Origin of the sequence: Streptomyces synnematoformans, from assembly GCF_039531005.1 — a bacterium.
GTDB lineage: Bacteria > Actinomycetota > Actinomycetes > Streptomycetales > Streptomycetaceae > Streptomyces > Streptomyces synnematoformans.
In genome coordinates this window covers 17,066-43,556 of record NZ_BAAAPF010000021.1, presented here as the reverse complement: position 1 = coordinate 43,556, position 26,491 = coordinate 17,066, and the positions used below count along the sequence as shown (strand labels likewise).

Annotated in this window: 25 protein-coding genes and 3 pseudogenes; 14 read left to right on the top strand and 14 right to left on the bottom strand. The window is 72.1% G+C overall.

Annotation, left to right across the window (positions count from 1 at the left end):
* Both ABD317_RS06715 and ABD317_RS06710 read left to right on the top strand, forming a co-directional pair.
* Positions 1–769, top strand: a 769-nt coding sequence (locus ABD317_RS06715) for a PP2C family protein-serine/threonine phosphatase (protein WP_344288790.1), incomplete at its 5' end; no start/stop codon positions are given.
* Between the two features lie 122 nt (positions 770–891).
* The gene (locus tag ABD317_RS06710) at positions 892–2,436 is read left to right on the top strand and encodes an aminopeptidase P family protein (RefSeq protein ID WP_425582296.1); all 1,545 of its coding nucleotides are present in this window, start codon (positions 892–894) and stop codon (positions 2,434–2,436) included.
* Positions 2,437–2,827: 391 nt separating this feature from the next.
* Here ABD317_RS06710 and ABD317_RS06705 read toward each other — a convergent pair whose 3' ends face one another.
* The 5 genes and pseudogenes from ABD317_RS06705 to ABD317_RS06690 all read right to left on the bottom strand — a co-directional run bounded on the left by ABD317_RS06705 (position 2,828) and on the right by ABD317_RS06690 (position 6,052).
* Positions 2,828–3,484: a lytic polysaccharide monooxygenase auxiliary activity family 9 protein gene (locus tag ABD317_RS06705; RefSeq protein ID WP_344288788.1), complete on the bottom strand. Its 657-nt coding sequence runs from the start codon at positions 3,482–3,484 to the stop codon at positions 2,828–2,830.
* A gap of 126 nt (positions 3,485–3,610) precedes the next feature.
* Positions 3,611–4,045: a hypothetical protein gene (locus ABD317_RS06700; RefSeq protein WP_344288786.1), complete on the bottom strand. Its 435-nt coding sequence runs from the start codon at positions 4,043–4,045 to the stop codon at positions 3,611–3,613.
* Complete coding sequence (locus ABD317_RS06695; RefSeq protein WP_344288784.1) at positions 4,042–4,473, bottom strand: hypothetical protein; 432 nt, start codon at positions 4,471–4,473, stop codon at positions 4,042–4,044. Before ABD317_RS06695 ends, ABD317_RS06700 begins: the two co-directional genes overlap by 4 nt.
* Before the next feature lie 25 nt (positions 4,474–4,498).
* A pseudogene (locus ABD317_RS37755) lies at positions 4,499–4,875 on the bottom strand (transposase); the annotation flags it as partial.
* Between the two features lie 86 nt (positions 4,876–4,961).
* Positions 4,962–6,052 (bottom strand): annotated as a pseudogene (locus ABD317_RS06690) (IS630 family transposase).
* 56 nt (positions 6,053–6,108) lie between these two features.
* Between ABD317_RS06690 and ABD317_RS06685 the strand changes: the two are divergent.
* The 5 genes and pseudogenes from ABD317_RS06685 to ABD317_RS06665 all read left to right on the top strand — a co-directional run bounded on the left by ABD317_RS06685 (position 6,109) and on the right by ABD317_RS06665 (position 10,139).
* Positions 6,109–6,795 carry a hypothetical protein gene (locus ABD317_RS06685; RefSeq protein ID WP_344288782.1) on the top strand — a complete coding sequence of 229 codons (687 nt, stop codon included), beginning with the start codon at positions 6,109–6,111 and terminating at the stop codon, positions 6,793–6,795.
* A gap of 69 nt (positions 6,796–6,864) precedes the next feature.
* Positions 6,865–7,356, top strand: a pseudogene (locus tag ABD317_RS06680) (RNA-guided endonuclease TnpB family protein); the annotation flags it as partial.
* A gap of 422 nt (positions 7,357–7,778) precedes the next feature.
* Positions 7,779–8,696, top strand: a complete 918-nt coding sequence (locus ABD317_RS06675) for a hypothetical protein (RefSeq protein ID WP_344288780.1) — start codon at positions 7,779–7,781, stop codon at positions 8,694–8,696.
* Between the two features lie 116 nt (positions 8,697–8,812).
* The gene (locus ABD317_RS06670; RefSeq protein WP_344288778.1) at positions 8,813–9,268 is read left to right on the top strand and encodes a hypothetical protein; all 456 of its coding nucleotides are present in this window, start codon (positions 8,813–8,815) and stop codon (positions 9,266–9,268) included.
* 415 nt (positions 9,269–9,683) lie between these two features.
* Entirely contained in the window at positions 9,684–10,139 is a 456-nt protein-coding gene (locus ABD317_RS06665; RefSeq protein ID WP_344288776.1) for a peptidase inhibitor family I36 protein, read from the top strand.
* A gap of 163 nt (positions 10,140–10,302) precedes the next feature.
* Here the strand turns inward: ABD317_RS06665 and ABD317_RS06660 are convergent, their stop codons facing one another.
* The 3 genes from ABD317_RS06660 to ABD317_RS06650 all read right to left on the bottom strand — a co-directional run bounded on the left by ABD317_RS06660 (position 10,303) and on the right by ABD317_RS06650 (position 12,829).
* Positions 10,303–10,428 (bottom strand): hypothetical protein, encoded by a 126-nt coding sequence (locus ABD317_RS06660; protein WP_344288774.1) that lies wholly within the window; start codon positions 10,426–10,428, stop codon positions 10,303–10,305.
* 159 nt (positions 10,429–10,587) lie between these two features.
* Complete coding sequence (locus tag ABD317_RS06655) at positions 10,588–12,138, bottom strand: sensor histidine kinase (RefSeq protein ID WP_344288772.1); 1,551 nt, start codon at positions 12,136–12,138, stop codon at positions 10,588–10,590.
* Positions 12,131–12,829 carry a response regulator gene (locus ABD317_RS06650; RefSeq protein ID WP_027752827.1) on the bottom strand — a complete coding sequence of 233 codons (699 nt, stop codon included), beginning with the start codon at positions 12,827–12,829 and terminating at the stop codon, positions 12,131–12,133. Before ABD317_RS06650 ends, ABD317_RS06655 begins: the two co-directional genes overlap by 8 nt.
* Positions 12,830–12,958: 129 nt before the next feature.
* On the opposite strand from ABD317_RS06650, the gene ABD317_RS06645 reads away from it, so the two are divergent.
* A complete protein-coding gene (locus tag ABD317_RS06645) occupies positions 12,959–13,528 on the top strand; it encodes a PepSY domain-containing protein (protein WP_344288771.1) in 570 nt (189 codons plus the stop codon).
* A 68-nt stretch (positions 13,529–13,596) separates the two neighbouring features.
* Here the strand turns inward: ABD317_RS06645 and ABD317_RS06640 are convergent, their stop codons facing one another.
* The gene (locus ABD317_RS06640) at positions 13,597–14,112 is read right to left on the bottom strand and encodes an anthrone oxygenase family protein (protein ID WP_344288770.1); all 516 of its coding nucleotides are present in this window, start codon (positions 14,110–14,112) and stop codon (positions 13,597–13,599) included.
* Positions 14,105–14,935 carry an NmrA family NAD(P)-binding protein gene (locus ABD317_RS06635; protein WP_344288768.1) on the bottom strand — a complete coding sequence of 277 codons (831 nt, stop codon included), beginning with the start codon at positions 14,933–14,935 and terminating at the stop codon, positions 14,105–14,107. Before ABD317_RS06635 ends, ABD317_RS06640 begins: the two co-directional genes overlap by 8 nt.
* 81 nt (positions 14,936–15,016) lie before the next feature.
* Here ABD317_RS06635 and ABD317_RS06630 point away from each other — a divergent pair, with 81 nt between their 5' ends.
* Positions 15,017–15,955: an AraC family transcriptional regulator gene (locus ABD317_RS06630; RefSeq protein ID WP_344288766.1), complete on the top strand. Its 939-nt coding sequence runs from the start codon at positions 15,017–15,019 to the stop codon at positions 15,953–15,955.
* 132 nt (positions 15,956–16,087) lie between these two features.
* Positions 16,088–17,191, top strand: coding sequence for a calcium:cation antiporter (locus ABD317_RS06625; protein WP_344288764.1), 1,104 nt, complete (start codon positions 16,088–16,090; stop codon positions 17,189–17,191).
* A 22-nt stretch (positions 17,192–17,213) separates the two neighbouring features.
* Here the strand turns inward: ABD317_RS06625 and ABD317_RS06620 are convergent, their stop codons facing one another.
* Positions 17,214–17,699: a MarR family winged helix-turn-helix transcriptional regulator gene (locus ABD317_RS06620; RefSeq protein ID WP_425582295.1), complete on the bottom strand. Its 486-nt coding sequence runs from the start codon at positions 17,697–17,699 to the stop codon at positions 17,214–17,216.
* Between the two features lie 86 nt (positions 17,700–17,785).
* On the opposite strand from ABD317_RS06620, the gene ABD317_RS06615 reads away from it, so the two are divergent.
* Positions 17,786–19,375, top strand: coding sequence for an amidohydrolase family protein (locus tag ABD317_RS06615; protein WP_344288762.1), 1,590 nt, complete (start codon positions 17,786–17,788; stop codon positions 19,373–19,375).
* An 89-nt stretch (positions 19,376–19,464) separates the two neighbouring features.
* Here the strand turns inward: ABD317_RS06615 and gad are convergent, their stop codons facing one another.
* The 3 genes from gad to ABD317_RS06600 all read right to left on the bottom strand — a co-directional run bounded on the left by gad (position 19,465) and on the right by ABD317_RS06600 (position 22,483).
* Complete coding sequence (gad, locus tag ABD317_RS06610) at positions 19,465–20,847, bottom strand: glutamate decarboxylase (RefSeq protein WP_425582294.1); 1,383 nt, start codon at positions 20,845–20,847, stop codon at positions 19,465–19,467.
* 227 nt (positions 20,848–21,074) lie between these two features.
* A complete protein-coding gene (locus tag ABD317_RS06605) occupies positions 21,075–21,815 on the bottom strand; it encodes a hypothetical protein (protein ID WP_344288760.1) in 741 nt (246 codons plus the stop codon).
* A gap of 122 nt (positions 21,816–21,937) precedes the next feature.
* Positions 21,938–22,483: a MarR family winged helix-turn-helix transcriptional regulator gene (locus tag ABD317_RS06600; protein ID WP_344288758.1), complete on the bottom strand. Its 546-nt coding sequence runs from the start codon at positions 22,481–22,483 to the stop codon at positions 21,938–21,940.
* A 65-nt stretch (positions 22,484–22,548) separates the two neighbouring features.
* Here ABD317_RS06600 and ABD317_RS06595 point away from each other — a divergent pair, with 65 nt between their 5' ends.
* The 3 genes from ABD317_RS06595 (at position 22,549) to ABD317_RS06585 (ending at position 26,360) form a co-directional block, all read left to right on the top strand.
* Positions 22,549–23,265 carry an SDR family NAD(P)-dependent oxidoreductase gene (locus ABD317_RS06595; RefSeq protein ID WP_344288756.1) on the top strand — a complete coding sequence of 239 codons (717 nt, stop codon included), beginning with the start codon at positions 22,549–22,551 and terminating at the stop codon, positions 23,263–23,265.
* A 185-nt stretch (positions 23,266–23,450) separates the two neighbouring features.
* A complete protein-coding gene (locus ABD317_RS06590) occupies positions 23,451–25,013 on the top strand; it encodes a protein kinase domain-containing protein (RefSeq protein ID WP_344288754.1) in 1,563 nt (520 codons plus the stop codon).
* 129 nt (positions 25,014–25,142) lie between these two features.
* Positions 25,143–26,360, top strand: a complete 1,218-nt coding sequence (locus ABD317_RS06585; RefSeq protein WP_425582293.1) for a damage-control phosphatase ARMT1 family protein — start codon at positions 25,143–25,145, stop codon at positions 26,358–26,360.
* Positions 26,361–26,491: the final 131 nt, after the last annotated feature.

Below are 26,491 nucleotides of genomic sequence, written 5' to 3'. Positions count from 1 at the left end.
CCCCCTCCCCGACCTGGCCCGCGCGCGCACCCCCGGCGACGGCGTCCGCGCCGCCCTGCTCCCCGCCCGCCTCCCGCGCGTCCCCGGCGCCCGCGTCGCCGTCCGGCACCGCAGCGGGCCCCTCGGCGGCGGCGACTTCTACGACGTCCTCCCCCTCCCCGACGGCGCCCTCGGCCTCGCCGTCGGCTCGGCCGGCGGCGGCGGGCCCGCCGCGGTCGCCGCGATGGGGCAGTTGCGCACGGGGCTGCGGGCGTACGCGGTGATGGAGGGCGAGGACCCCGTCGCCGTCCTGTCCGACCTGGAACTCCTGATGCGGCTCACCGAACCCGGGCGCCGCGCCACCGCCCTCTTCGCGTACGCGCCTCCCGGCCGCCGCAGCATCGTCGTGGCCGGCGCCGGCCACTGCCCGCCGCTGGTCACCGGCCCGTGGCGCACCGAGTACGCCGAGACCTCGCTGTCCGCCCCGCTGAACATGCTGACCTGCTGGGAGGCCCCCAGCGTCACGATCGACCCCGCCCCCGGAGAAACCGTCCTGCTCTACACGGACGGCCTCCTCCACCGCACCGGCCGCCCCGCCGAGCAGGCCATGACCCGCCTCCACCACGCCGCCGCCACCGCCCCCGCGCCCGTACGCGACGACCCCGAGGCGCTCACCGACCACGTCCTCGCCCGCCTCCTGCCCGCCGGCCCCGGCGACGGGCCCGGCGACGGCGACGGCGCCGACCACCCGGAGGACGTCGTCCTGCTCGCCGTCCAGCTCACCGGCTGACGCCGCCGTACGGGCCGTAGGAGCCGTCGGCGCCGTACGAAACGTCACTGCTCGCGGGGGCCACGAGCCCCGCCCCCGGCCGTACGCTGGGAGGCGGCCGACGCATCGCAGAGGAGGAAGCCGTGACCGAGGAGCAGCCGCAGACCCGGACGCCCGAGACCGCGGAGACCGTGGAGCCGACGGCGACCGCGGAGGGCGCCGACGGCGCGGACGGGGCGGACGGCGCGCGGGAGCCGGCCGTCAAGCCGCGCAAGAACGGCCTGTACGGCGGCCTCTCGGACGAACTCGCCGAGAACATGAAGTCCGGCTGGGCCGACACCGAACGGCACGACCTCGAACCCGTCCCGCAGGCCCCGTACGCCGCCCGCCGCCGCGCCGCGCTCTCCGCCCGCTTCCCCGGCGAACGCCTCGTCGTGCCCGCCGGCAACCTCAAGACGCGGGCCAACGACACCGACTACCCCTTCCGCCCCTCCTCCGACTACGCCTACCTCACCGGCGACCAGACCGAGGACGGCGTCCTCGTCCTGGAGCCGGTGACCGCCGGCGACGGCACGCCGGGCCACGAGGCCACCGCGTACCTGCTGCCGCGCTCCGACCGCGACAACGGCGAGTTCTGGCTCTCCGGCCAGGGCGAGCTGTGGGTCGGCCGGCGCAACAGCCTCACCGAGAACGAGAAACTGCTCGGCCTGCCCGTCAAGGACGTCCGCAAGCTGGCCGAGCACCTCGCGGAGGCCACCGGCCCCGTACGGCTGCTGCGCGGCTACGACGCCGCCGTCGAGAAGGCGCTGACCGACAAGGTCACCAAGGAGCGGGACGAGGAGTTCCGCGTCTTCCTCTCCGAGATGCGGCTCGTCAAGGACGAGTTCGAGATCGCGGAGCTGGAGTACGCCTGCGAGTCCACCGCGCGCGGCTTCGAGGACGTCGTGAAGGTCCTCGACCGGGCCGAGGCCACCGGCGAACGCTACATCGAGGGCACGTTCTTCCTCCGCGCCCGCGTCGAGGGCAACGACGTCGGCTACAGCTCCATCTGCGCCGCCGGCCCGCACGCCACCACGCTCCACTGGGTGCGCAACGACGGCGCGGTCCGCGCCGGCGAGCTGCTCCTGCTCGACGCCGGCGTCGAGACCCGCAACCTCTACACCGCCGACGTCACCCGCACCCTCCCCATCGACGGCACGTTCACCCCGCTGCAGCGGCGGATCTACGACGCCGTGTACGAGGCGCAGGAGGCGGGCATCGCCGCCGTGCGGCCGGGCGCGGCGTACCGCGACTTCCACGACGCCGCGCAGCGGGTGCTGGCCGCAAAGCTCATCGAGTGGGGGCTGCTGCAGGTCGAGGACGTGGACAAGGTGCTGGAGCTGGGGCTGCAGCGGCGCTGGACGCTGCACGGCACCGGGCACATGCTCGGCATCGACGTCCACGACTGCGCCGCGGCCCGCACGGAGGAGTACGTGGGCGGGACGCTGCGGGCCGGGATGTGCCTGACGGTGGAGCCGGGGCTGTACTTCCAGCCCGACGACCTCACGGTGCCCGAGGAGTACCGGGGCATCGGCGTGCGGATCGAGGACGACATCCTCGTGACGGAGGACGGCTGCCGGAACCTGTCGGACGGCCTGCCGCGGCAGGCCGACGAGGTGGAGGCGTGGATGGCGCGGCTGCGCCCCTGACGACCGCGCGGTTGCCGCGTCGTCGATGCCGGGAGTCGGTCACCGCCGGGAGTCGCCAGGGCCGCGGTGCCAGAAGTGGCTCAGCTCAAAGAGGGCCCCGGTTCCGCGCGACGTCCGTTCCCAGCTCGTCTGGCTCCACACCCACGCCCCCGCGTCTTGGGGGCAGTGGGGGTGGCGCCACCTCACGTGGGGCGGCAGCCGCAGTGAGGTGTGGAGAGGCCCGGCTACTGTAGCCTCGCGCGGCACCGTGTCCGAAGCCACAGGCTGGCACACCCCCTGGACAGGCCCCCTCCGGCCAGGACCCCAGGAGATCGATGAAAGAGTCCTGCTCGGGCGGCGTACCGTCGATCTGGTGGCCACCGCGTGGTCAAGGGGAGCTGTGCCGAGGGTGCTACTCGAAGATCACGTCGCTGCACATGTAGTAGGACTCGTCCTTGTGGGCGGCCAGCCAGATGGCGAAGACGACGTGCCGTCCCGTGCGGTCGCCGGCGTCCACCTCGGTCTGGTAGATGCCGTCTCCCGGGGGGTAAGAGCCCGTGGTGGTGATGAGTTCGAGATCGTCCCAGCCCAGCGGCTGCGTGATCGGGTCGTAGCCCTGCTTGGTGATGTACACCCGTATGTAGTCAGCGCCATGCGGCACTCTGTCGGTGACCGTCAGCGTGAACTGCCGGGGCTTGGTGGCCGCCTGCCACGGGCCGGGTTCGTCAAAGATCGCATACCGGCCTTCGTGCGTCAGACCACCGCTGCACAGCTGACCGTCCGGGATCACGGCCTCATACTCGCCCCCGACGCCCTCGCGGTTCACGGCGTTCCAGTTCCACATGGCCTTGTCATCGGCCTGCCACGCCTGCCAGCACATCGGGTCCTGCTCCTCCATGGCAGGGTCCTGGAAGTTGCTGCCCCACCGGTCGAAGCACCCGTAGACCCGCGAGGGTGGATCGGTGGTCGAGCCGTGGGCGTTCGCGTCACCGGCCAGGGTGCTGGCGAGCAACAGGCCGGCGACTGCGGAGGTGGTGACTGCTCGGGGGAGCAGATGTTGAAGGGGCATGTGTGCGTTCCTCCTGGACTGAGAGGGGCAGTTGGGAGCGCTCCCATACCTTACGTGTGAGTATGATCCTTGTTGCTTGCATGTCAACCCCGGTGGGTACACCCGAACCGCCCCTCTGGCAGCCTCTCAGGCGGGGAGCGTGAAGCGGGGGTATCCCTGATAGCTGAGTTCGTGCTCCCCGCCGGTGTGGACGGTCAGGCTGTACGCGTCGGCCGGCGGCCTGCCCGCTCTGGTCCAGTGGGTGAGCAGCGGGGCGCGTTCGCTCCACAGATCGCGAGGGCCGCCGGTTTCCAGGCGGGCGGTGCTGTCGGCGCCGAGGGTGAAGCGGGCCCACGATCCGGACTTCTGGTGTACGAGGCCGTGCAGCTGCCGGCCCTCGGCGTCGGTGAGAGTGAGTTCGACGACCTCGGGGTGCACGAGCGAGCCGAGGAACTGCGGCATGTCGGCGGTCAGGTCGACCGGCAGATCGATGACGCGGGCGGCGCCGACGGCGGTGACCAGGCGCCTTGCGTGGTTGGGTGCGGGGGCGGTGGTCGTGTCCGGGGTGGGGCGGGCCGTCATGAAGGCGGCGAGGGTGGGCAGGAAGCTGCCGGAGGCGCCGTGGTCCTCGTTGACGCGGAGGGTGGCGAGGCCGTTGCCGATGTTGGCGACGATGGTTCCTCCGGGGTGGACTTGTCGTTGTAACCGGTGCCGGTGCCCACTTCGAGGATGCGGGCGCCGTCGAGGGGGCGCAGTGCTTCGAGCATCAGCGCCATCATGTGCGGGCGGGTCGATGAGTTGGTTGCGGTGTCGTGCTGGGTCAGACCGAGTCGTCGCCGTAGACCGCTTGCTCCGTCTGCGGCGCGCACACTGAACTCGGGGACGAACGCCTCGCGGGGAACGGTGGCGAACGCCCGGTGCCAGCCTGGTGAGGTGAGGGCGCCGGCGGTGAGGAGGGAGTCGGCCATGCGGCGCCGTAGCCGCTTCGCCAGTGGCGTGGCAGTGCTCATGTGCGGGGTCCCTGGAGGAGATCGGCTAGGGCGGCGGCGATCGAGCTGTCCGGACAGCTCTATGACTTTGGGTGCCGGGCCGGTACTGGAGGCGCCGGAGCCGTTTGCGGACGAGCATCTCCAAGCGGTCGAGGGCGACGACGGCGCGGTTGACCAGGCTGCGTTTGACATGTGCCCACACTCACTCGACGGGGTTGGGGTCGAGTGAGTAGGCGGCAGCAGGAACACCGTCAGCCACTTCCGATCGTCGATCAGCTTGCGCATCCTGCGGGAGACGTGGGTGTTGAGCCGGTCCCACACCAGCACGACCGGCGCCTTGAGGAACTGGTGAGCGTCGTCGACAACTCGGCCGCCTGCGCGCGCACGTGCTCGCGACGCTGACACCCCGCGGCGGTCAGCCCGCCCCCACGTACCTCGCACACCATGGAGTCCAGCCAACGCCCCAGCAGCATCAGGAACTTCAGCCGAGTCAGTAACAACTCAACACGCTAGTGTCTTGAGTCGTTAATTGTTGTGCAGTATGCGGCGAGGGTTTCGAGAATCTCGTCAGCGGTCTTGGTCCACACGAACGGCTTGGGGTTCTTGTTCCACTCGTTGATCCAGCCGCGGATGTCGCGTTCCAGCTCGATGACGCTGCGGTGGGCCGAGCGGCGGAGTTTGCGGCGGGTCAGCTCGGCGAACCAGCGCTCGACGAGGTTCAGCCAGGACGCGGAGGTGGGAGTGAAGTGCAGGTGGAAGCGTGGGTGGCGCAGCAGCCACTTCTTGACCGCTTCGGTCTTGTGGGTGGCGTAGTTGTCCAGGACCAGATGCAGGTCCAGATCCTTCGGGACGGCCGCGTCGATGGTCTTGAGAAAGCGCAGGAACTCGGTGTGGCGGTGGCGCCGGTGGTGCTGGGCTATGACCGACCCGGAGGCGATGTCCAGGGCGGCGAACAGACTGGTGGTGCCGTGGCGCACGTAGTCGTGCGTCATCCTCGCCGGCGTCGTCGGCGCCATGGGCAGCACTGGCTGGGTGCGGTCCAGGGCCTGGATCTGCGACTTCTCGTCCACCGCCAGGACCAGGGCGTTCTCCGGAGGGGAGAGATAGATCCCGACAACGTCGCGGACCTTGGTGACGAACTGCGGATCCGTGGACAGCTTCCACGTCTCCACGGTGTGGGGCTTGAGCCCGAACGCCCGCCAGATACGCGAGACCGCGGACTGCGACATACCGGTCGCCTCGGCCATCGACCGCGTCGACCAGTGTGAATCCCCCGACGAAGGCTTCTCGTCCAGAGTCTTGGTCACCAGTGCCTCGACCTGCTCGTCCGTGATCCTGCGCGGCGGCCCCGGACGCGGCCTGTCCGTCAGGCCCTCCAGCCGGTCCTTGACGAACCTCGCCCGCCACTTGCGTACCGTCTCCCGCGAAATCCCCAGGTCATCCGCGACCTGCTCGCGTTCGACAAGCCCTCCGCACACGCCAGCACGATCCGAGACCTAAGCACCAGAGCCTGAGCAGCCGTCTGCTTCCTCAACCAGCGTCGCAATACACGGAGTTCTTCGTCGGACAGCACCACCGGCAACGGCTTCGGACCAGGCATCACCACACCCTACAACCGCCCGCGAACAAACGACTCAGCACACTAGTGTCACTTGCGTGAAAATAACCGCGCAGGTGAAATTGCTGCCCGCATCCGCACACGATGCGAACGCACTGGCAGCGACCCTGCGTGCCTGCAACCGGGCCGCGAACGCAGCCTCCGAAGTGGCCTTCGCCAAGCACCTCAAGCGCCGGAACGTGCTGCAAGAGGCCGTCTACCACCGGATCAAGACTGACTTTGATCTCGGGGCGCAGGCGGCAGTGCGCACGGTCAAGAAGGTGTGCGACGCCTACGCCACGTTCCAGGCGAACCTGCGGGCCGGGAACTACGGTCCGGAAGGCTCCAAGCGCCGCGCCAAGGCGGAGTCGAGGCCGATCCGTTTCCGCGAGGAGTCGGCGCAGCCATACGACGACCGGATGTTGACCTGGAATCTCGACGCCACGAGTGTGTCCATCTGGACGGTTGCCGGGCGGCTCAAGGGCATCCCGTTCGTCTGCTCCGAGCAGGCCATGTCCCTGCTCGCCTCGCGCAAGGGCGAATCCGACCTGGTGATGCGGGACGGCATGGTCTTCCTGATCGCCACCATCGACATCCCCGAACCGGAACTCCTGCAGCCGGACGGGTTCCTCGGCGTGGACCTCGGCATCGTCAACATCGCCACCACCTCGGACGGCAAGATCATGTCCAGCCGTCAGGTGAACCGGTACCGGCAGCGCAAGCGTGATCTGCGTACCAAGTTGTAGAAGAAGCGCACCAAGTCCGCGGCCCGCGTCCTCAAGCGTCAGCGGCGTAAGGAGGCCCACTACGCCACCCAGCGCAACCACATCATCGCCAAGAAGCTCGTCGCCACCGCTGAACGCACCTCCCGTGGTATCGGTCTGGAAGACCTGACCGGTATCCGGCAGAGGGTCACGGCCAGGAAAGACCAGCGGGCACGACTGCACTCCTGGGCCTTCGCCCAGCTCGGCGCCTTTGTCGAGTACAAAGCCCGGCGGGCCGGTGTGCCCGTGGTCTATGTGGACCCGCGCCACACCTCCCGCCAGTGCTCCGAGTGCTGGCACACCCACCGCTCGAACAGGGTGGAACAAGCTCGGTTCGCATGCCGATCCTGCGGGACAGCCTTGCACGCGGACCACAACGGCTCCCGCAACATCGCCCACCGGGCCGATGCCGCGTGGCAGCGGGGCGCAGTCAACCGCCCCAGAACGCCCCAGGCGTTCCAGACGCAGGATTCCACGGTGGGCCATCAAGCTTCCGTCCCACTCTGCCTGCAAACCTCGGACACTTCAGCCCGAGGTAGTTGACTTCCCTGAGTACAATGATCCCGTGCCCGAGGTGACTGACGAGGTCCAGCGGTTTCGGGACGAGCGCCGGTACGAGTCGGCGCTCGATGTGGTCCTTAACCTCCTGCGATCCCAGGGCAGTTCTGCGTGCCGCGCAGCGAGTCCGACCGGGTCGCCATGAATTCCTGACGCTCACACGCCACCCTGGCCGGTTTCGTACAACAACCTGTCACCGCCGCCCGGACAGTGAGCCGGACCCCCTTGTCCGCGATCATTGCGCCCAGGCACCCGCAATCTGCCGGAGCACGCCGTTCCCGCCGTTGACGTCGGCTTTTTCGCCCAGTTGCAACGGTGTTGCCCCGGTACGGGCCGCCGGGTGACCGTAGGAGCCGCTGAACAGGCCACCGCGGGCAGGAGTGGGTGGCAACAGGGGGTAGCGCATCATGAAACGGTCACCGGCGTACGTCTGTCTGGCCGCGGCGATCACCGTGGGTGCCGCGGGCGGCTGCACCGCAGCCACATCCGCCGACCGGCCGGATCCCGGCCGCTCCGGGCCGATGGCACGGGAGTTGACCCACCGCGAGCAGATCCAACTCCAGCGCGCCGAAGCGCTGCTGGTCAAGGAGTGCATGGCGGGGGAAGGGTTCTCGTACTGGGTGGGCCCGCTGCCGACCGTCGATGACCTCAAGGCCGGCGGTTACCTGGTGACCGACGTCGACTGGGCGAGCCGGCACGGCTACGGCGGCCGGCTGAGCGAGCGGCTGCCCCGGCTCCAGCGCGAGGACCCGAACCACGCGTACGCCAACGGCCTCCCGCGCAAGGAGCGACTGCGCTATGACGAAACGCTCAACGGTGCCCTGTCCGCCGGAATGCTGAGCGTCGAGCTGCCCACGGGCGGCACCGTCCGGACCCCGCGGCACAGTTGCCTGACGGAGGCCAAGGAGCGGCTCTACGGCGACTTCGCGACCTGGTTCACGGCGGAGAAGGTCGCCACGAACGTGACCGAGCTCTTCGTTCCCGACCTCGTTCGAGACCGGCGCTTCGCCGACGCGGTCGGCGAGTGGTCCACCTGCATGCGCGAGGCGGGGCACACCTACGCCGACCCGCCCGCGATCCGGGCGAAACTTCCCGCGCTCACCAAAGGGCTGAGCTCGGACAAGGCCCACGCCGTGGAGGTGCGGCTGGCGGTCGCCGAGGCCAGATGCGCCACCGGGACCCCGCTCGCCGCGACCGCACGCGCGTTGGAGAAGGAGTACCGGGGCAAGCGGCTCGGCGCGTACCGCGACGAGATCGCCACGTACCGGCAGATGAGCCTGGCCGCGCTGGCCCGGGCCGAGGACATCACCGGCACCACGGCCTGAGGCCCGCCACCGGCCCGCGCCCCGCGGACCGTCCGGATTCTCCGGCACCCACACACGTCCGCGGCATGACCGTCGCGGCGGAACTGTACGGCACGACCAATCCAAGGAGATGCATCATGCGCAGAATCCTGGCCGCAGCCGCCACCCTCGGCCTCGCCGGCCTCGGCGCGCTGGTCCCCGCCTCGGGGTCGCAGGCCGCCTCCGAGGCCTGCGACAACGCATGGCACAACGCCCCTTCGGGCCACTTCCGCGCCTACAACAGCAGCAACTGCAGTGGACTCCTCGGCTCCGACCCCGGCTACGACGGCAACTGGAGTAACAGTGAGGGCCGCTTCCAGGGCACCGACAACGACAAGGCGACGTCCCTCGTGCACAAGGGGACATCCGGCATGGCCGTCAAGGTCTACCAGCACTCTCACTACAGCGGTGGGCACACCTGCCTCGCGAAGGCCGAGTACTACATGGACACGCTCAGCGGCCATTACTACACCAACGGCGTCTCGGTGAACAACAGCATCAGCTCCCACGAGTGGGCCTGGCACAGCAACTGCGCCAAGTTCTTGGACTCCTGAGCCTGAGCCGTCGCGGCGCCGGGCGGAGGGCGAAGGCCCGTCCGCCCGGCGCAGGCGACGCGCGACCGCTCACCCCGCCCTCGCGGCGCTCGCCAGCGGAGCGGGATACGCACAGCAGGGATGCCCCGGCGGGGGTGGGGTTGTGCGGCGTCGCTCCGCTTGGTCAACCGGTCGTCTCGGGCGGGCGGGGGTCGTAGCCGGCCACGCCGACGAGGTTGGCCGCGGCGGCCTTCGCCCAGGAGCCTTCCGCGATGCTGGCTCGGGCCGAGGAGATCACCGGCGCCACTGCCTGAGCCCGCCACCGGTCTGCGCCCCCAGAACCGTTCCGGCTCTCTCCGGCATCCAGACTTCCGCGGCACGACCGCCGTGGGAAGAACCCGCACCGTACGACACCACCTGTCCAAGGAGATGCATCATGCGCAGAATCCTGGCCGCAGCCGCCACGCTCGGCCTCGCCAGCCTCGCCGCGCTCGTCCCCGCCTCCGGGGCGCAGGCCGCCTCCGCAAACTGCGAATCGGCGTGGAAGAGCACCCCCGCGGGCCACTTCCGCGCCTATGACAACAGCGACTGCACGGGCTTGCTCGGCAGCGACGCCGGCAACGACAGCAACTGGGCCGACAGCACGGGCCGCTTCCAGGGCACCGCCAACGACAAGGCGACGTCCGTCGTGCACAAGGGGACGTCCGGCATAGCCGTCAAGGTCTACCAGCACCCTCACTACAGCGGTGGGCACACCTGCCTCGCGAAGTCCGGGTCCTACTCGGAAACGCTCAGCGGCCATTACTACACCAACGGCGTCTCGGTGAACAACAGCATCAGCTCCCACGAGTGGGTCTGGCACGGCAACTGCGACAAGTTCCTGGACTCCTAAGCCTGAGCCGTCGCGGCGCCGGGCGGAGGGCGAAGGCCCGTCCGCCCGGCGCAGGCGACGCGTGACCGCTCACCCCGCCCTCGCGGCGCTCGCCAGCGGAGCGGGATACGCACAGCAGGGATGCCCCGGCGGGGGTGGGGTTGTGCGGCGTCGCTCCGCTTGGTCAACCGGTCGTCTCGGGCGGGCGGGGGTCGTAGCCGGCCACGCCGACGAGGTTGGCCGCGGCGGCCTTCGCCCAGGAGCCTTCCGCGATCATCCGGTCGATCGCCGCGGCGATACACGCAATCACGCAAGCAGCGTTGGTTCCGCCGCCGTGGGTGAACCGCGTGCGGGGTGCTGCGCGCGGCACGGAGCACCGGCCGGTGCGTACGGGCGGACACCGGCCGGTGCACTGGGGAAGACGCAGGACGGACGCGGAAGGTTTGCACGAATTTCCACGCGCGGGCGGTCAGCTGCCGTGCTCGGTGCGGTCGAGCGGCAGCCGGACGGTGAACAGGGCGCCGCCGCCCGGGGCTTCGGCGACGCCGATCGTGCCCCCGTGGCGTACGACCACGTTCCGGACGATCGCCAGCCCCAGGCCCGCGCCGCCGTCGTCGCGGCTGCGCGCGTCGTCGAGGCGGACGAACCGCTCGAAGATCCGCTCCCGGTCGGCCGCCGGCACCCCCGCGCCGTCGTCCGCGACCTCCAGCACCGCCCACGGACCCTCGCGGCGCACCCCGACGTCGACGCGGCCGGCGGCGTGCCGTACGGCGTTGTCCAGCAGGTTGCCGAGGACGCGCTCCAGTTGGCTCCGCGAGCCGGCCACCGTCGCGTCCGCCACTTCTCCGGCCACGACCGCCACCCGGCCCTCCGCGCCCTCCCGCCGCGCCACGTCCTCGCGCACCAGCGCGCCCAGCGCGACCGGCTTGCCCACCGGCTCCTCGCCGGCGTCCAGCCGGGCCAGCAGCAGCAGGTCGGCGGCGAGGCCCTGCAGCCGCACGGTGTCCGCCACGGCGCCGTCGAGGTCGAGGAGTTCGGGGTGGGCGGCGGCGACCTCCAGCTGGGTGCGCAGCGAGGCGATGGGGCTGCGCAGCTCGTGCGAGGCGTCGGCGACGAAGCGGCGCTGGCGCTCGACGGACTCCTCCAGCGCGGTCAGGGTCTCGTTGGTCGTACGGGCCAGCCGGGCGACCTCGTCGCGGGTGGCGGGCTCGGGGACGCGGCGGGAGAGGTCGGTGGAGGCCGTGATGGCGGCCATCTCACCGCGGATGCCCTCGACGGGGCGCAGCGCGCGCCGCGTGACCAGCCAGGTCACCCCGGCCACGACGGCGAGCAGCGGCACCAGGCCGGCGAGCATGGCGCGGCCGACGGTGTCGACGGCGTTCTGCTCGGTGTCCAGGGGGACGCCGGCCCAGACGGTGTAGGTCCGGTCCCGCGGGGACGTGGTCTTGAGGCCGGCGAAGCGGTAGTCGCCGAGCCTGCCGTCGAGTACGGCCCGGCCGTCGTCGTACTCCGCCTGGTCCGCGACCTCGCCGCGGCGCGGGTCGGCGGCGTCGGAGTCCGTGCCGGTGTCGTCGTCCGCGTCGTCGTCGGAGTCGTCTGCGCCGTCCGCGTCGTCGTCGGAGTCGTCGTCCGCGTCGTCGTCCCCTGTGGGCGACGGGGTGGGGGTCGGGGTCGGGGTCGCGGAGGGCCGGGTGCGGGTCTCGGGCGGGGGGTCGGTGGCGGCCCCGCCGGCGCCGTCGAGGTGCGTGAGACCGTCGCTGACCAGCAGGATCGCGTCGTCGTCCGCGCGTACGACCATGGGGCTGTCGTCGGGGAGGTCGATGTCGGCGAGCGGGACGCCGTTGCTCAGCTCGGTGGCGATCCGGCGGGCGTTCACCTCGGCCTGCAGGGCGGCCTGGTCGTGCAGGTTGGAGCGGAGTACGAGCAGCACGGCGACGCCCGCGGCGACCAGCGCCAGGGCGACGACGGCCGTCGCGCCGACCGCGGCCTTGGCGCGTACCGAGGAGAACGGGTTACGCACGGGCCCCGCCGCCGGCCGGGTCGGGACGGGGGTCCGGGTCGGCGAGCCGGTAGCCGGCGCCGCGCACGGTCTGGATGGTGCGGGTGCCGAGCTTGCGGCGCAGCGTGCTGACGTAGACCTCGACGATGTTGGGGTCGCCGTCGTAGGCGAAGTCCCAGGCGTGGTCGAGGATCTCGGACTTGGCCACGACCTCGCCGGCGCGCTGCGCCAGCACCTCCAGGACGGCGAACTCCTTGGCCGTCAGCGTCACCTCCGTCCCGCCGACGTGCACCCGGCGGGCGGCCGGGTCGACGGCGAGGGCGCCGACGCGCAGCACGGGCGCGGCGGTGCGGCCGCGGCGGCGCAGCAGGGCGCGTACCCGGGCGAGGAGGACGACGTAGCTGAAGGGCTTGGTGAGGTAGTCGTCGGCGCCGGTGTCGAGGCCCTCGGCCTCGTCGTACTCGCCGTCCTTGGCGGTCAGCATGAGGATCGGGGTCTCGTCGCCGGCGGCGCGCAGGGCGGCGCAGACGCGGTAGCCGTTCATGCCGGGAAGCATGATGTCGAGGACGACGAGGTCGTAGTCGGTCTCGGTGGCCCGGTGCAGGCCCTCGACGCCGTCGTGCACGACGTCCACGGCGAAGCCCTCGGCGGCGAGCCCGCGGGCGAGGGAGGTGGCGAGGCGTCGTTCGTCCTCGACGATCAGCAGTCGCATGCCCCCAGGGTGGCAAACCGAAGCTGAAGAACCCTTCAGGTGGCTTCAGGGTGCCTTCAGGATCGTTCAGGCAGCTTGGTCTCCGTCAGCACACAGCGGCAGAAGCCGCCGAAAGCGGGAGGAACCCTCATGAAGCGCAACATCGTCATCGCCGCCGTCGCCACCGCCGCGCTGGTCACGGGCGGCACGGTGACCGCGGTCGCGGTCGCGGACGACGACGGGGCGGAGGCGGCCTCGATGCCGGCGGACGTGCGGGTGGGCGACGACGGCGCCGACGACCGGGACGACCGCGACGACGACGGTGACGGTGACGACCGGGACGACGACGGCAGGGACGACGACGGCGACGGCCGCGCCGAGGCCGAGGCGCTCGCGGCGGCGAAGGTGACCGTCGACGACGCCGTCGCGGCGGCGCTGCAGGAGCGGGCCGGCACGGTGGAGTCGGCCGAGTTCGACGGCGACGACCGCGGCGCCCACCGGTGGGAGATCGACATCCTCGGCGACGACGGCACGTGGTACGAGGTCGCCGTCGACGCCGGCAGCGGCGAGGTCGTCGCCGACCGCGGTGACGACGGGCGCGACGAGGACGCCGACGACCGTAACGACCGCGACGACCGCGACGACCGCAGGGACGACGACGGCAAGGACGACGACCGCGACGACCGCCGCGACGACGCCGACGACCGCGGCGACGACTGATCGCCGCGGACGGAGGCCGGCGCCGGGACCCCGTGGTTCCCGGCGCCGGCCCCGTGCCGTCACCGGCGCTACCCCTTGCCGGTGGCGCGTCCGTACTGCAGCAGCGCCCACGTCACGCAGCCGAAGGAGAGCACGGAGACGACGGAGCGGACGTTGTTCCACCGCACCCACCTGTCTTCCATCCGCTCCCGCACGGCCGCCAGGTCCTTGATCTGGTCGACGGCGCCGGCCGCGTCCAACTCGTCGTTCAGCGGCACGTTGACGGCGAAGGTGATGACGAGCATGGCCGCGTACAGCGCCAACGCCGCGATCACCCACGGCAGCGCCTTCGACCGCTGGTCGCCGTCCGCGCCGAGCAGCAGCCCGCCGGCCAGCAGCAGGAGGACGATGGCGCCGCCGAAGCTGAGGGCGAACCAGCCGTTCATCATCGCCCTGTTCATGTGCTGGAAGGTCTCGACGAAGCTGCGGTCGCTTGCGCGGGCGAGGCCCGGCATCACCGAGTACGACCAGACGTAGAACAGCCCGGCGCTCAGCCCCGTGGTGAGGACGGCCGCGAACAGCACCGCCGTGCGGAGGTCAGACATTCCAGGCTCCTCTCTCGGCCGCCTCGCGCACGAAGTCGGTGAAGTCGCGGGGCGCGCGCCCCAGGGCCTGCCGTACGCCGTCGGACAGGTGTGCGTTGCGGCCGTCGAGGATGCGCGTGAACAGCTCGGCGAAGATCTCGACGAACTCCTCCGGCAGCTGCCCGGCGACCACCTCGCGGAACTGCTCGTGGGTGACCGGCACGTACCGCACCTCGCGGCCGGTGGCCTTGCTGATCTCGGCCGCGGCCTCGCCGAACGTGAGCAGCCGGGGGCCGGTCAGCTCGTACGTGGTCCCACTGTGCCCGTCCTCGGTGAGGGCCGCGACCACGACGTCGGCGATGTCGCGGGTGTCGACGAACGGCTCGGGCACGTCGGCGGCGGGCAGGACGAGTTCGCCGCCGAGCACCGGGTCGAGGAGGAAGTCCTCGTCGAAGTTCTGCATGAACCAGGCGCAGCGGACGACGGTCCACTCCGCGCCGGAGTCCTTGACGACGTCCTCGGCGGGGTGGCATTCGGGTTCGCCGCGCCCGGAGAGCAGCACGAACCGCCGCACCCCGGCGCGTACCGCCGTCTCGGTGAACGCGCGCACGGCGGGGACGGCGGCGGGGTCGGCCAGGTCGGGGGCGTAGGTGAGGTAGGCGGCGCGGACGCCGCGGAGTGCGGGCTCCCAGGTGGCGGGGTCGTGCCAGTCGAAGGGGACCTCGCTGCGGCGGGAGACGGCGCGGACGGCGTGGCCGCGGGCGGCCAGCTGCTGCGCGACGCGGCGGCCGGTCTTGCCGGTGCCGCCGATGACCAGGTTGGTGTGCTGCTCGGTGTTCGTCATATCCCCAGTCAAGCCGCGCCGGGCTGGACGCTCCATGGTTCAGCGGCTCGCCCGCATACGCGAGCGTCTACCCTGGCCCGTATGGACTCGCTCGGCGGACTCCTCGACAGCCCTCGCGCACGCGGCGCGTTCATGATGCGCGCGATCCTCGACCCGCCGTGGTCGGTGCGGATCGTGGACCGGGCGCCGCTGTGCGTCGTGGCGCTGGCGAGCGGCACGGCGTGGGTGACGTACGAGGACGCGGAGCCGGTGCGGATGGACGAGGGCGAGATCGCGATCATGCGCGGCCCCGACCCGTACGTCTTCTCCGACGACCCGGCCACCGAGCCGCAGGCGCTGATCCACCCGGGCGGGCGCTGCGAGACGCCGGACGGCCGCAGCCTCGCCGAGGACATGGACCTGGGCGTACGGACCTGGGGGCGCAGCGGCGACGGCGCGGCGAAGATGCTCATCGGCTCGTACGAGCACACCGGCGAGATCGGCGCGCGGCTGCTGGACGCGCTGCCGCGGCTGGTGGTGCTGCGCCGGGACACCTGGGACTGCCCGCTGCTGCCGCTGCTGGAGGAGGAGATCGTGCGGGACGACCCGGCGCAGGAGGTGGTGCTGGACCGGCTGCTGGACCTGCTGACGGTGGCGGCGCTGCGGGCGTGGTTCGCCCGGCCGGAGGCGCAGGCGCCGGGGTGGTACCGGGCCCAGGGCGATCCGGTGGTCGGCCGGGCGCTGAAGCTGCTGCACAACAACCCGGCGCACCCGTGGACGGTGGCGGAGCTGGCGGTGCGGGCGGGGGTGTCGCGGGCGGCGCTGGCGCGGCGGTTCGCGGAGTTGGTCGGGGAGCCGCCGATGACGTATCTGACGGGGTGGCGGCTGGCGTTGGCGGCGGATCTGCTGCGGGAGCCGGACGCGACGGTGGGCGCGGTGGCGCGGCGGGTGGGGTACGGGAGCCCGTTCGCGCTGAGCGCGGCGTTCAAGCGGGTGCACGGGGTGAGCCCGCAGGAGCACCGCCTGGCCGCGGCGGGCTGACCCGGGCGGGCGGCGGCGTACGGCGGCGGGCGGCGTGCGGGCGTACGGAGCCGGCGGCGCGCGGGGCGTACGGGACCGCCGTCCGGGCGCGCACGGGGAGCGGGTGCACCCGCCCTCTGCCAGTGTCGGAGCATGACCGTCCGCACGGCTGCCCGACGTCTCTCCTGGCCGGCGGTCGGGCCGCCGGTCGCGGCCGTGGTGCTCGCCCTCACCTGGCAGCGTTCGCTCTCCGGCGCCGTCACCGCCGCCGTCGCCTTCTTCCTCGTCTCCGCCGTGCTGGCCGCCGTGCACCACGCGGAGGTGGTCGCCGAGCGGATCGGCCAGCCGTACGGGGCGCTGGTGCTGGCGGTGGCGGTGACGGTCATCGAGGTGGCGCTGATCGTCACGATCATGGCCGACGGCGGCGGGAAGTCGAGCGCGCTCGCCCGCGACACCGTCTTCGCCGCCGTGATGATCACCTGCAACGGGATCGTCGGCCTCAGCCTGCTGCTGGTCGCGCTGCGCCACGGCGAGGCGTTCTTCAGCGCCGAGGGCACGGGCACGCAGCTGGCGACGGTGACGACGCTGGCCGGCCTCAGCCTCGTCCTGCCGACGTTCACGTCGAGCGAGCCGGGCCCGGTCTTCTCGGCGCCGCAGCTGGCCTTCGCGGCGCTCGCGTCGATCGCGCTGTACGGGCTCTTCGTCGCCACCCAGACGGTGCGGCACCGGGAGAAGTTCCTGCCCGTGACGCCCGCCGGCGACGTCATCGACGACCTGGACGACCCGGCGCACCGGCCGTCCCCGCGCGCCGCCCGGCTGAGCCTCGGGCTGCTGCTGCTGGCGCTGGTCTGCGTCGTGGGCCTGGCGAAGGGCGTGCAGCCGGCGATCGAGGACGGGCTCGACGCGGCGGACCTGCCGCGGTCGGCGGTGGGCGCGGCGATCGCGCTGCTGGTGCTGCTGCCGGAGTCGATCGCGGCGGTGCGGGCGGCGGGCCGGGACCGGGTGCAGACGAGCCTGAACCTGGCGTACGGCTCGGCGATCGCGAGCATCGGGCTGACGATCCCGGCGGTCGCGGTCGCGTCGATCTGGCTGGCGGGGCCGCTGAAGCTGGGGCTGGGCGACAACCAGCTGGTGCTGCTGACGATGACGGTGGTGGTGGGGACGCTGACGGTGACGCACGGGCGGGCGACCCTGCAGCAGGGCGGGGTGCATCTGGCGCTGTTCTGCGCGTACCTCGTGCTTGCGGTGATGCCGTAGGCGGCCGCGCAGGGGTCCGCGGCTACGGCTCGGGGAGCCGGCCCGGCGCGGCCGGCTCGTCGGCCTGGAGGAGGCCGTCGAGGATCGTGCCGGCGAGGCCGGCGAAGCGGTCGAGTTCCTCGGGGGTGAGCCGGTCGACGAACAGCCGCCGGACCTCCCGGGCGTGGCCGGGCGCGGCCTCCCGCAGCGCGGCGCGGCCCTTCTCGGTGATCACCGCGTACATGCCGCGGGAGCCGCACCGCTCCCGGACGACGAGGCCGCGCGTCCCCATCCGGGTGAGCTGGTGGTGCAGGCGGCTCTTCTCCCAGCCGGCCGCCCGGCCGAGTTCGAAGACGCGCAGCCGCCGGTCCGGCGCCTCGGAGAGCAGCGCGAGCACCGTGTAGTCCGCGTTGGACAGCCCGCTGCTGGCCTGGAGCTGCTGTTCGAGCCGGGTCCGCAGCAGTTCCAGCATCCGGAAGGACGTCCGCCATGCGCGGAGTTCGCGTTCGGTCAGTACCTGCGGTGCCATGGGGCCATCCTACGGCGAGTTGACGAATCAACTCGTCGGGCTACGCTTGAGATGACACATCAACTCACAAGTTCCGGGAGACCCAGGTGACCAGCTACCACGGGCGTCGCAATTTCCTGAGGGCCTCGACGGCCGCCGCAACGGCGGGCGCCGGACTGTTCGCGGCCGGCCCGGCCGCGACGGCCCGCGGCCGTGACCGGGCGGACCAGGCCGACGACGCCGACCGGGCAGACCGGGCCGAGCGGGCGGAGGCGCCGCCGCGGGGGCGCCGGTACGTCGTCCGGGGCGGCGCGGTGATGTCGATGGACCCCCGCGTCGGCGACTTCGAGGCCGCCGACGTCCTGGTGGAGGGCAAGAAGATCGTCGCGGTCCGGCCCCGCATCGACGCCCGCGGCGCGGAGGTGATCGACGCGCGCGGGCGCATCGTCATGCCGGGCTTCGTCGACACCCACCACCACCAGTTCGAGACCGCGCTGCGCGCGTTCCTCCCGAACGGGCTGCTGCTCGACGACGGATCGGGCTCGCCGAGCGCCGACCCCTCGTACGTCGAGTACGTCCTGGAGCGCTTCGCGCCCGCGTACCGGCCGCAGGACGTCTACCTCAACTCGCTCGCCGCCGGTCTGTCCCAGCTGGACGCCGGCGTCACCACCGTGCTCGACGTCTCCCAGATCCACCACTCCCCCGAGCACAGCGACGCCGCGGTCCAGGCGCTCGCCGACACCGGGCGCCGCGCCGCGTTCGGCTTCTTCGAGGGCGACGGGCGCGCCGGCGCCCGCTACCCCGAGGACGCGTACCGCCTCAGGGACCGGTGGTTCTCCTCCGACGACCAGCTGCTGACCATGGTCATGGGTGGCGAGATCCACCTGCCCGAGGAGGTCTACACCCGCTCCTGGGGCATCGCCCGCGAGCTGGGGCTGCGGATCGCCGCGCACGCCGTCTCCAGCGCGGGGTACCGGCCGATCATCGACGACCTGGCCCGCGGCACCGGCGGGGCCACGGGCGACCTCGGCTTCGGCCCCGACGTCATGTTCATCCACATGACCGGGATGTCGGACCTCGCCTGGCGGAGAGCCCGCGACGCCGGCGTGAGCGTCTCGGTCGCCTTCCCGATCGAGATGACCATGCGGCACGGCATGCCGCCCATCCTCACGATGCAGGAATTCGGCATGGAGCCCTCGCTCAGCTCCGACGTCGAGACCACCATGGCCGCCGACCCCTTCACGCAGATGCGCTCCGCGATGACCATGCAGCGGATGCTCGTCAACCAGATGGTCCTCGAACAGGGCGACTTCACGCCCCCCGACGCCTACCCCGTCCCCGCCCCGGGCACCCCGCCGCTGCTCACCGTCCGCGACGTCCTGCGGTTCGCGACCGTCAACGGCGCCCGGCACCTGGGGCTCGACGGCAGGACCGGCTCCCTCACCCCCGGCAAGGAGGCCGACATCGTCCTGCTGGACGCCTCCGCCCTCAACGTCGCGCCGCTCAACAACGTGCCGGGGGCGGTGGTGTCGCTGATGGACCGCACCAACGTCGACACCGTGATCGTCGCCGGCAGGGTCCGCAAGTGGCGGGGGCGGCTGCTCGACGCGCACACCGGGCACCTGCGGCGCGAACTCGAAGAGTCCCGCGACCACCTCTTCCGCACGGTGGGCATACGCCGGGACCTCTTCGCCTGAGAGGCGGGGTCACCGCCCCGCGTGCTCCTCGGGGGGCGGTGACCCGGGCCGTGGCGGAACCCGGGGCCGCGGCGGGGCCCGGCGTGCTCTCAGTGGTGAAACCCCGGCTGGTGCGGCGCCGGCTTCCCCGCGCCGTCCCGCAGCCGCGCCAGCGCCGCCCGGACGTCCGCCGCCAGCAGCTCGACCTTGTCGTGGCTGATCCCGTGCCTGATCAGCACCCGCTGGACGACGGTCTCCTGCCGCCGCGGCGGCAGCGGGTACGCCGGCACCTGCCAGCCGCGCAGCCGCAGCTGCTCCGTCAGGTCGTACAGCGTGAAGCCCGTGCCGGCCGGGTCCGTCAGCGTCCACGACACGGCCGGCAGGGCGCCGCGCCCGTCGTACAGCAGCGTGAACGGCCCCATGCCGGCGATCTCCCCGCCCAGCCACCGGGCGCTGTCGGACGCGGCCCGGTAGATGCGGCGGTAGCCCTCGCGGCCGAGCCGCAGCAGGTTGTAGTACTGCGCGACGACCTCGCCGCCCGGCCGGGAGAAGTTGAGCGCGAACGTGGGCATGTCGCCGCCCAGGTAGCTGACGCGGAACACCAGGTCCCCGGGCAGCAGGTCGGCGGAGCGCCAGACCGCCCAGCCGACGCCGAGGGGCGCCATGCCGTACTTGTGACCCGAGGAGTTGATGGACGCCACCCGCGGCACGCGGAAGTCCCACTCAAGACCGGGGTGGAGGAACGGGGCGACGAAGCCGCCGCTGGCGGCGTCCACGTGCACGGGCACGTCAAGACCGGTGTCGGCCTGGATCGCGTCGAGTTCGGCGGCGATCTCCTGCACCGGCTCGTAGTCGCAGGTGTACGTGACGCCGAGGATGGCGACGACGCCGATGGTGTTCTCGTCGACGTGATCGCGCAGCTGGTGCGGGCGCAGCCCGGTGGCGTCCGGCTCCAGCGGCACCTGGCGCAGCTCGACGTCGAAGTAGCGGGCGAACTTCTCCCAGCACACCTGCACCGGCCCGCAGACGAGGTTCGGCCGGCCGGCGGGCCTGCCCTCGGCCTCGCGGCGCTTGCGCCAGCGCCACTTGAGCGCGAGGCCGCCGAGCATCGCGGCCTCGCTGGAGCCGGTGGTGGAGCAGCCCATGGTGCTCGCGCCCTGCGGGGAGTGCCACAGGTCGGCGAGGATGTGCACGCAGCGGCTCTCGATGTCGGCCGTCTGCGGGTACTCGTCCTTGTCGACCATGTTCTTGTCGAGGCACTCGTCCATGAGCTGGTGCACCTCGGCCTCGGCCCAGGTGGTGCAGAACGTCGCCAGGTTCTGCGCGGCGTTGCCGTCGAGGGCCAGCTCGTCGTGGATGAGGGCGTAGACCGCGCGCGGGTCGGAGACCGCCTCGGGCATCCGGTACTTGGGCAGCGTGTGCTCGCTGACGGGCATCGCGTAGACGTCGTCGTACGGTGCGGCGACGCCGCGGTCGGTCTGGTGCAGGGCCACGGTGCGGCTCCTCTCGCCTCGGCGCACCCATCGTTGGGTGCCGGCGGCGGCGGGGCGCGGACCGACACGCCGCCGGGGCGCCGGGCGGCGGGCTGCCGGCGTCGAGTGCCCGCCCGCGCTCCTCGCTCGCTGACGGAGCGGCAGGGCGAGCGCGGGCGGGCAGCCGGGGGGCGGCGGGGCCGGCCGACGGGGGGTCAGCGGGAGGTCAGCGGGAGGTCAGCGGGGTGTCAGCCGCCCCAGGGGACCGTTTCGCCGGGCGCCGGGGTCCGGTCCGGGACGGGCTCGTCGAAGGCGAAGTTCGCCGTCGTCTCCTCACCCTCGCCGCTCGCCGTGGCCTGCACCGGGTACGGGGTGCCCCGGGTGGCGACGGAGACGGTGACGTCCTGCCCGTCGTGCTGCCCGGTGACCTGGACGACGGGGGTGCCGTTGACGGTCGTCTCGGAGCCCTTCTGCAGGTTGTCCGCGGTCGTGGAGTCCTCGATGGAGCCGCTGAGTTCGTCGAGGCTGCACACCTTCGCGAGGTCGTCGAGACCGTCGTCCTGGGCCGTGCCCCGGAGGTACGTGCCCGCCAGTTCCTGCGCGTCGTCCGACTGGCCGGACGGGAGGTTGTCCCGCAGCCAGACCTCGTCGGGCTTCACCCACACGTCGTCGCCGTGCCGGATGATCTCCAGGCTGCCGCCGCCGGCGGCGAAGTCGATGGTGCCGACGCAGTTGGCGGAGCGGTCGGCGGAGATGTCGAGGCTGGCCGGGTCGTCGCGGTCGAGGCCCGAGCCCTGCATCTCCATGGTGACGTGCAGGGACCGGGCGCCGTTGAAGGCGTCCCGGGCCTCGGAGGCTATGTCCGCGGCGCTCATGTCCGCGACGCCGTTGTCGTCCTGTGCCGGGGCGGCGACCGCGGTGCCGACCAGGGCGGTCGCGCAGAACGTGGCGCCCAGGGCGCCGAGGATCGCTTTCCTCGTACGGGGCATCGGACTTCCTTCCGGGAGGAAACAGCAACGCCAAAATCGTACATTCAGGGCAAAGCGGTCGCACGACCGGAGCAGCACCGGGCGTACGCGTCCGGCCGGGCCACGCCCGGCGGCGTCGGCCTTCAGCGCTCGTCCCGGGCGGTGCGCCGGCGGACGTCGGCCATCAGCTTGTCCAGCAGTCCGGTGAGCGTGCTGCGCTCGTGCGCCGACAGGCAGGCGACGAGCGCGGCCTCCCGGCCGAGCACGGCGTCGACGGACCGTTCGATGAGCGCGTGACCTTCGGCCGTCAGGCCGACCAGGACGGTACGGCGGCCGGTGGTGCCCGGCGTCCGCCGGACGAGGCCGTCGCGCTCGGCCCGGGCGACGCGCTGGGAGATCGCCCCCGCGGTGACCAGGGTCCGCCGCGCGATCTCCCGGGTGCTGAGGGTGTAGGGCGGTCCGGAGCGGCGGATGACGGACAGCAGGTCGAGGGTGGCCGCGTCGATCCCCGCCTCGCGCAGCACCCGGTTGCGGTCGTCGGCGAAGAGCTTGGCCACCCGCCACAGGGGGGTGACGATCTCGATCGACTCCGTCGGGGTGCCCGGCCGTTCCCGCTGCCAGGCGGCGGCGATCCCGGCGGCGGAGTGGGCGGGCTCGGGGTCCCCCGGTGCGCCGGCGGCGTCGGCCACGGTGCGATCCCCTCTCCTCGTCAGTTATGTTTAGACCTAAACGTACCAGTGACCAGGAGGACGCCATGACCCGCACCGTGCTCGTCACCGGAGGCACCAGCGGAATCGGCCGTGCCGTCGCCGAGAGGTTCGCGGCCGACCAGGCCGAGGTCTTCATCACCGGCCGCACCCCCGGCACCGTCGAACAGACCGCCAAGGAGCTGGGGGTGCACGGCGTCGTCTGCGACGCCGCCGACCCCGGCCGGGCCGAGGCGTGCGCCGCCCGCCTCGGCACGCTGGACGTCCTGGTCAACGCCGCCGGCGGGCTGCCCCAGCCCACCGGCGACGACGAACCACCCCTGGACGCGCTGCTCGCCCAGTGGCACGCCAACCTGAGTCAGAACCTGCTCACCGCGGTGCTCACCACGGCCTCGGTGCAGGACAAGCTCACCGGCGGCAGCTCCGTCATCAGCATCGGCTCGATCGGCGCCGAGCGCCGTGGCGGATCGTACGGAGCGGCAAAGGCCGCGCTGGCCGCGTGGAACGCCTCGCTGTCCGCCGAGCTGGCGCCCCAGGGCGTCACCTGCAACGTCATCTCCGCGGGCTACATCTCCGGCACCAACTTCTTCCACGGCGGGCTGAGCGACGAACGCCGCCGCACGCTCGTGGAGGAGACCCACAACAAGCGCGCGGGCACGGTCGACGACATCGCCCAGACGGCCCACTTCCTCGCCTCACCGGGAGCCCGCCACCTCACCGGCCAGACCATCCACGTCAACGGAGGCGCCTTCACCACACGCTGACACCGGGTCACGCCGCCCGGCGCGGGGCGTCCTCGGCCACCTGGTCAGCGGCGCTTTCGCCCCGGGCGCCGCCGGTGTCCGGGTTCCGGTCGGAACCGTATCCCTTTCCGCGCAGACGGACCTGACGGTGGATCACGGCATAGGCTGAGGCCGGCGGTGGCCCAAGGGGGGCGGGGGAGGTTCCGGTGGGTGGGGAATGGGCGGCGACGGTGCGTCCGGGGGAGCGGATCGGGCCGTTCACCGTACTCGCGGAGTTGGCCAGTGGGGGGATGGGCCGGGTGTATCTGGCCCGTTCTCCGGGCGGTCGCACGGTGGCGGTGAAAACCCTGCTGCCCGCGGCCGGCGGGGGTACCGCGCCCGACGACGCGGACCGGCGGCGTTTCGCCCGTGAGGTGGCGCTGGCGCGGCGGGTGCAGGGGGTGTTCACGGCCAGTGTCGTCGATGCCGATGCTGAGGCGCCTGTTCCCTGGATGGCGACGGAGTACGTTCCGGCGCCGTCGCTCGGGTATCTGGTGGCGTCGCACGGTCCGTTACCCGCGGACGGGCTGCACTGGGTGGCGGCCGGGATGATCGAGGCGCTGGTGAGCATCCATGCCGCCGGCCTGGTGCATCGCGACGTCAAGCCGTCCAACGTGCTGCTGCCCGAGGACGGCCCCCGGGTGATCGACTTCGGGATCTCGCAGGCTGCCGACATCACCCGTAGCACGTCGGCCCTGGGGACCATCGCGTTCGCCGCGCCGGAGCAGGCCCGAGGTGAGGCGACCACGACCGCGTCCGACGTGTTCTCCCTGGGCGCCACGCTGTTTCATCTGGCTACGGGACGCAGTCCGTACCGGAACATGGGGCAGAGCACCGCGATGGAGCAACTGGTCCGGGCTGCGGAAGGCGACCTGGATCTGGCCGGCCTGTCCGGCGGACCCGGGGCCCTGATCGGGCCCTGCCTGGCTCTGGACCCCGCGGACCGCCCCGCACCCCACGAGCTTCTGACCCGGGTCGGCGACGTCATCGCCGCCCGCCCGCAGGCCCGCGGCGCCACCGACTGGCTCCCGTGGCCCTGGTCCGACGCGATCGCGCAACACCGGCGCCGCAGTACCGAGGAGGCGCACGCAGCCGAGCGGCGCATCGACCCCGGCGCGGCCACCGAGCGCACCCCGCGCGCTGCGCCCCGTACGCGCCGGACGCCCGCGGGTGCACCGGGGTCCGCGCCGGCCCGGCGGGGCCGCCACGTCGGGCTCGGGGTGTCGCTGGCCGTGGCGGGGTCCCTTGCCGCCGGCGGTGGCATGTACGTCTTCCAGGACGACGGGGGCGCCACGCCGGATCCGGTGCGGCAGGACCTGCGGCTGGCCCTGGTGGAGCAGAGCGAGCAAGGCGAGTGCACCGACGCGCTGCCTCCGCCCACGTTCTACTCGGCTCAGCTCCGTACCTGCTACCAGATCTCGACCCGGACCGGGGACCGGATGAGTGTCGTACGGCTTCGGGATGTCAGCGCCGCACCGGACGAGAACGTCGGGGGCGGCTGGGTGATCCGTATGACGTTCCGGGACGCCGACGCCGAGCGGTTCGCGGCGCTTTCCCAGCGTGCGGTGAACCGCACGCCTCCGCAGAACCAGATCCTGGTCGTCCTGGGCGACCGGCTCCTCAGCGCCTCCGCCGTCGCCGAGGTCATCACCGAAGGCAGGGTGAACATCACCGGCGACTTCACCGAGAACGAGGCGAAGGACCTGGCCGCCGATCTCGGCGCTCAGTAGGCGGCGCTCGGTGCCAACGACTGAATGGACGCCGTCGTCGGCAGATCTTCCGCCCCTGACCTGCGGCGGTTGCTCATCCGGGCGAACCGGCAGATTACTGGAACGGAGGTTTGGGCCACCATGAGGGAGATGCCTTCCGATGCCGCGGCCGATGAGGCCGACCGCGACACCGGCCCGGTTGCCGGAAGCGGTGCGCCGGTCATCCTGAGCAACGAGCCCGGTTCGTTCGCCTGGGGTGTCCTGGCCGAGCGCCACCCGGCCCTGATCCAGCAGGTACGAGACGCCTTCCCCTACGGCCGCCGACAGCACGACGCGCTCGACGCCCTGTTGGACGAGATCACCAACGGTGTCGTCGAACCGCTCCCCCGCGCGGAGCACGATCACGGGACCTGGTCCGACCGGGGGCGCGGTCGTTTTGGGCAGTCGTGGTTCGACGTCCCGTTCCTGTGGGCCGAGAGCTACTTCTACCGCAGGCTCCTCGGCGCCGTCGAATACTTCGGCTCCGGTCCGTGGCAGGGCATCGACCCCTTCGCCCCCTTCAAACAGGCCGAACTGAGCGGTACGGCGGTGGACGAGGAACTACGGGCCCTCGACGCACTCGCCGACACACCGGCCGACCAGCGGGCCGCCACACTGCTCCACGCCGCGCTCTGGGGTAACCGCGCCGACCTGGGCTTCCGCGTGACCGCGGCGGAGCCGACCGCCGACGATTCTGCCGATGGCCTGGTCGCCGACGACAGCGCCCTGCTCTGGCGACTGCTGCCCGCCGGAGCCCTGGCCGCCATCGCCGTGGTGGCGGACAACGCGGGGCGAGAACTGATCCCGGACCTGGTCCTCATCGACCACCTCCTCGAACAACGGCACGCCGAGCAGGTCGTACTCCACGTCAAGCCGACCCCGTACTACGTCTCCGACGCGACGACATCGGACTTCGTCGCCTGCCTCCGCCGCCTCACCCAGGCGCCCGGTGAAGCCGGCAGGATCGGCGCGCGCCTGTGGGCGGCCACCGCGACCGGGCGCCTGGAGGTACGTGCCCACTCCTTCTTCTGCGCTCCGCTGCCGTACGAAGAGATGCCCGGGGACCTTCGCGGGGAGTTCGAGGCCGTCTCACTCACGATCTTCAAGGGAGACCTCAACTACCGCCGCCTCGTCGACGACCGGAAGTGGGACGCCACGACACCGTTCGCGGACCGCACCGCCTACTTCCCGGGCGCGGTCACGGCGCTCCGCACCCTGAAGTCCGACGTCGTCGTGGGCCTGGCCCGGGGAACTCCGGAATCCCTCGAACGATCAGGCGCGGCCTGGCGGACCAGCGGTACCCACGCTCTGATCCAGGTTCGAGAGTAGAACCCGGCCAGAGTTCACAGGTCGGTCACGCCGCCTGGAGCGGGGCGTCCTCGCGCCATTTGAGGATCAAGTGCGGACTCCACAACCCTGACCTGCTCGTTTGTCACGATCACGCTGCTGACCAGGAAGAG

What these genes read in the sequence shown, in the direction of transcription:
- ABD317_RS06705 (WP_344288788.1), bottom strand. Translation starts at nt 3,484, where the DNA reads ATGCCCCTTCAACATCTGCTCCCCCGAGCAGTCACCACCTCCGCAGTC.
- ABD317_RS06700 (WP_344288786.1), bottom strand. Translation starts at nt 4,045, where the DNA reads ATGACGGCCCGCCCCACCCCGGACACGACCACCGCCCCCGCACCCAAC.
- ABD317_RS06695 (WP_344288784.1), bottom strand. Translation starts at nt 4,473, where the DNA reads ATGAGCACTGCCACGCCACTGGCGAAGCGGCTACGGCGCCGCATGGCC.
- ABD317_RS06675 (WP_344288780.1), top strand. Translation starts at nt 7,779, where the DNA reads ATGAAACGGTCACCGGCGTACGTCTGTCTGGCCGCGGCGATCACCGTG.
- ABD317_RS06670 (WP_344288778.1), top strand. Translation starts at nt 8,813, where the DNA reads ATGCGCAGAATCCTGGCCGCAGCCGCCACCCTCGGCCTCGCCGGCCTC.
- ABD317_RS06665 (WP_344288776.1), top strand. Translation starts at nt 9,684, where the DNA reads ATGCGCAGAATCCTGGCCGCAGCCGCCACGCTCGGCCTCGCCAGCCTC.
- ABD317_RS06650 (WP_027752827.1), bottom strand. Translation starts at nt 12,829, where the DNA reads ATGCGACTGCTGATCGTCGAGGACGAACGACGCCTCGCCACCTCCCTC.
- ABD317_RS06645 (WP_344288771.1), top strand. Translation starts at nt 12,959, where the DNA reads ATGAAGCGCAACATCGTCATCGCCGCCGTCGCCACCGCCGCGCTGGTC.
- ABD317_RS06640 (WP_344288770.1), bottom strand. Translation starts at nt 14,112, where the DNA reads ATGTCTGACCTCCGCACGGCGGTGCTGTTCGCGGCCGTCCTCACCACG.
- ABD317_RS06635 (WP_344288768.1), bottom strand. Translation starts at nt 14,935, where the DNA reads ATGACGAACACCGAGCAGCACACCAACCTGGTCATCGGCGGCACCGGC.
- ABD317_RS06630 (WP_344288766.1), top strand. Translation starts at nt 15,017, where the DNA reads ATGGACTCGCTCGGCGGACTCCTCGACAGCCCTCGCGCACGCGGCGCG.
- ABD317_RS06625 (WP_344288764.1), top strand. Translation starts at nt 16,088, where the DNA reads ATGACCGTCCGCACGGCTGCCCGACGTCTCTCCTGGCCGGCGGTCGGG.
- ABD317_RS06620 (WP_425582295.1), bottom strand. Translation starts at nt 17,699, where the DNA reads ATGGCACCGCAGGTACTGACCGAACGCGAACTCCGCGCATGGCGGACG.
- ABD317_RS06605 (WP_344288760.1), bottom strand. Translation starts at nt 21,815, where the DNA reads ATGCCCCGTACGAGGAAAGCGATCCTCGGCGCCCTGGGCGCCACGTTC.
- ABD317_RS06595 (WP_344288756.1), top strand. Translation starts at nt 22,549, where the DNA reads ATGACCCGCACCGTGCTCGTCACCGGAGGCACCAGCGGAATCGGCCGT.
- ABD317_RS06585 (WP_425582293.1), top strand. Translation starts at nt 25,143, where the DNA reads ATGCCTTCCGATGCCGCGGCCGATGAGGCCGACCGCGACACCGGCCCG.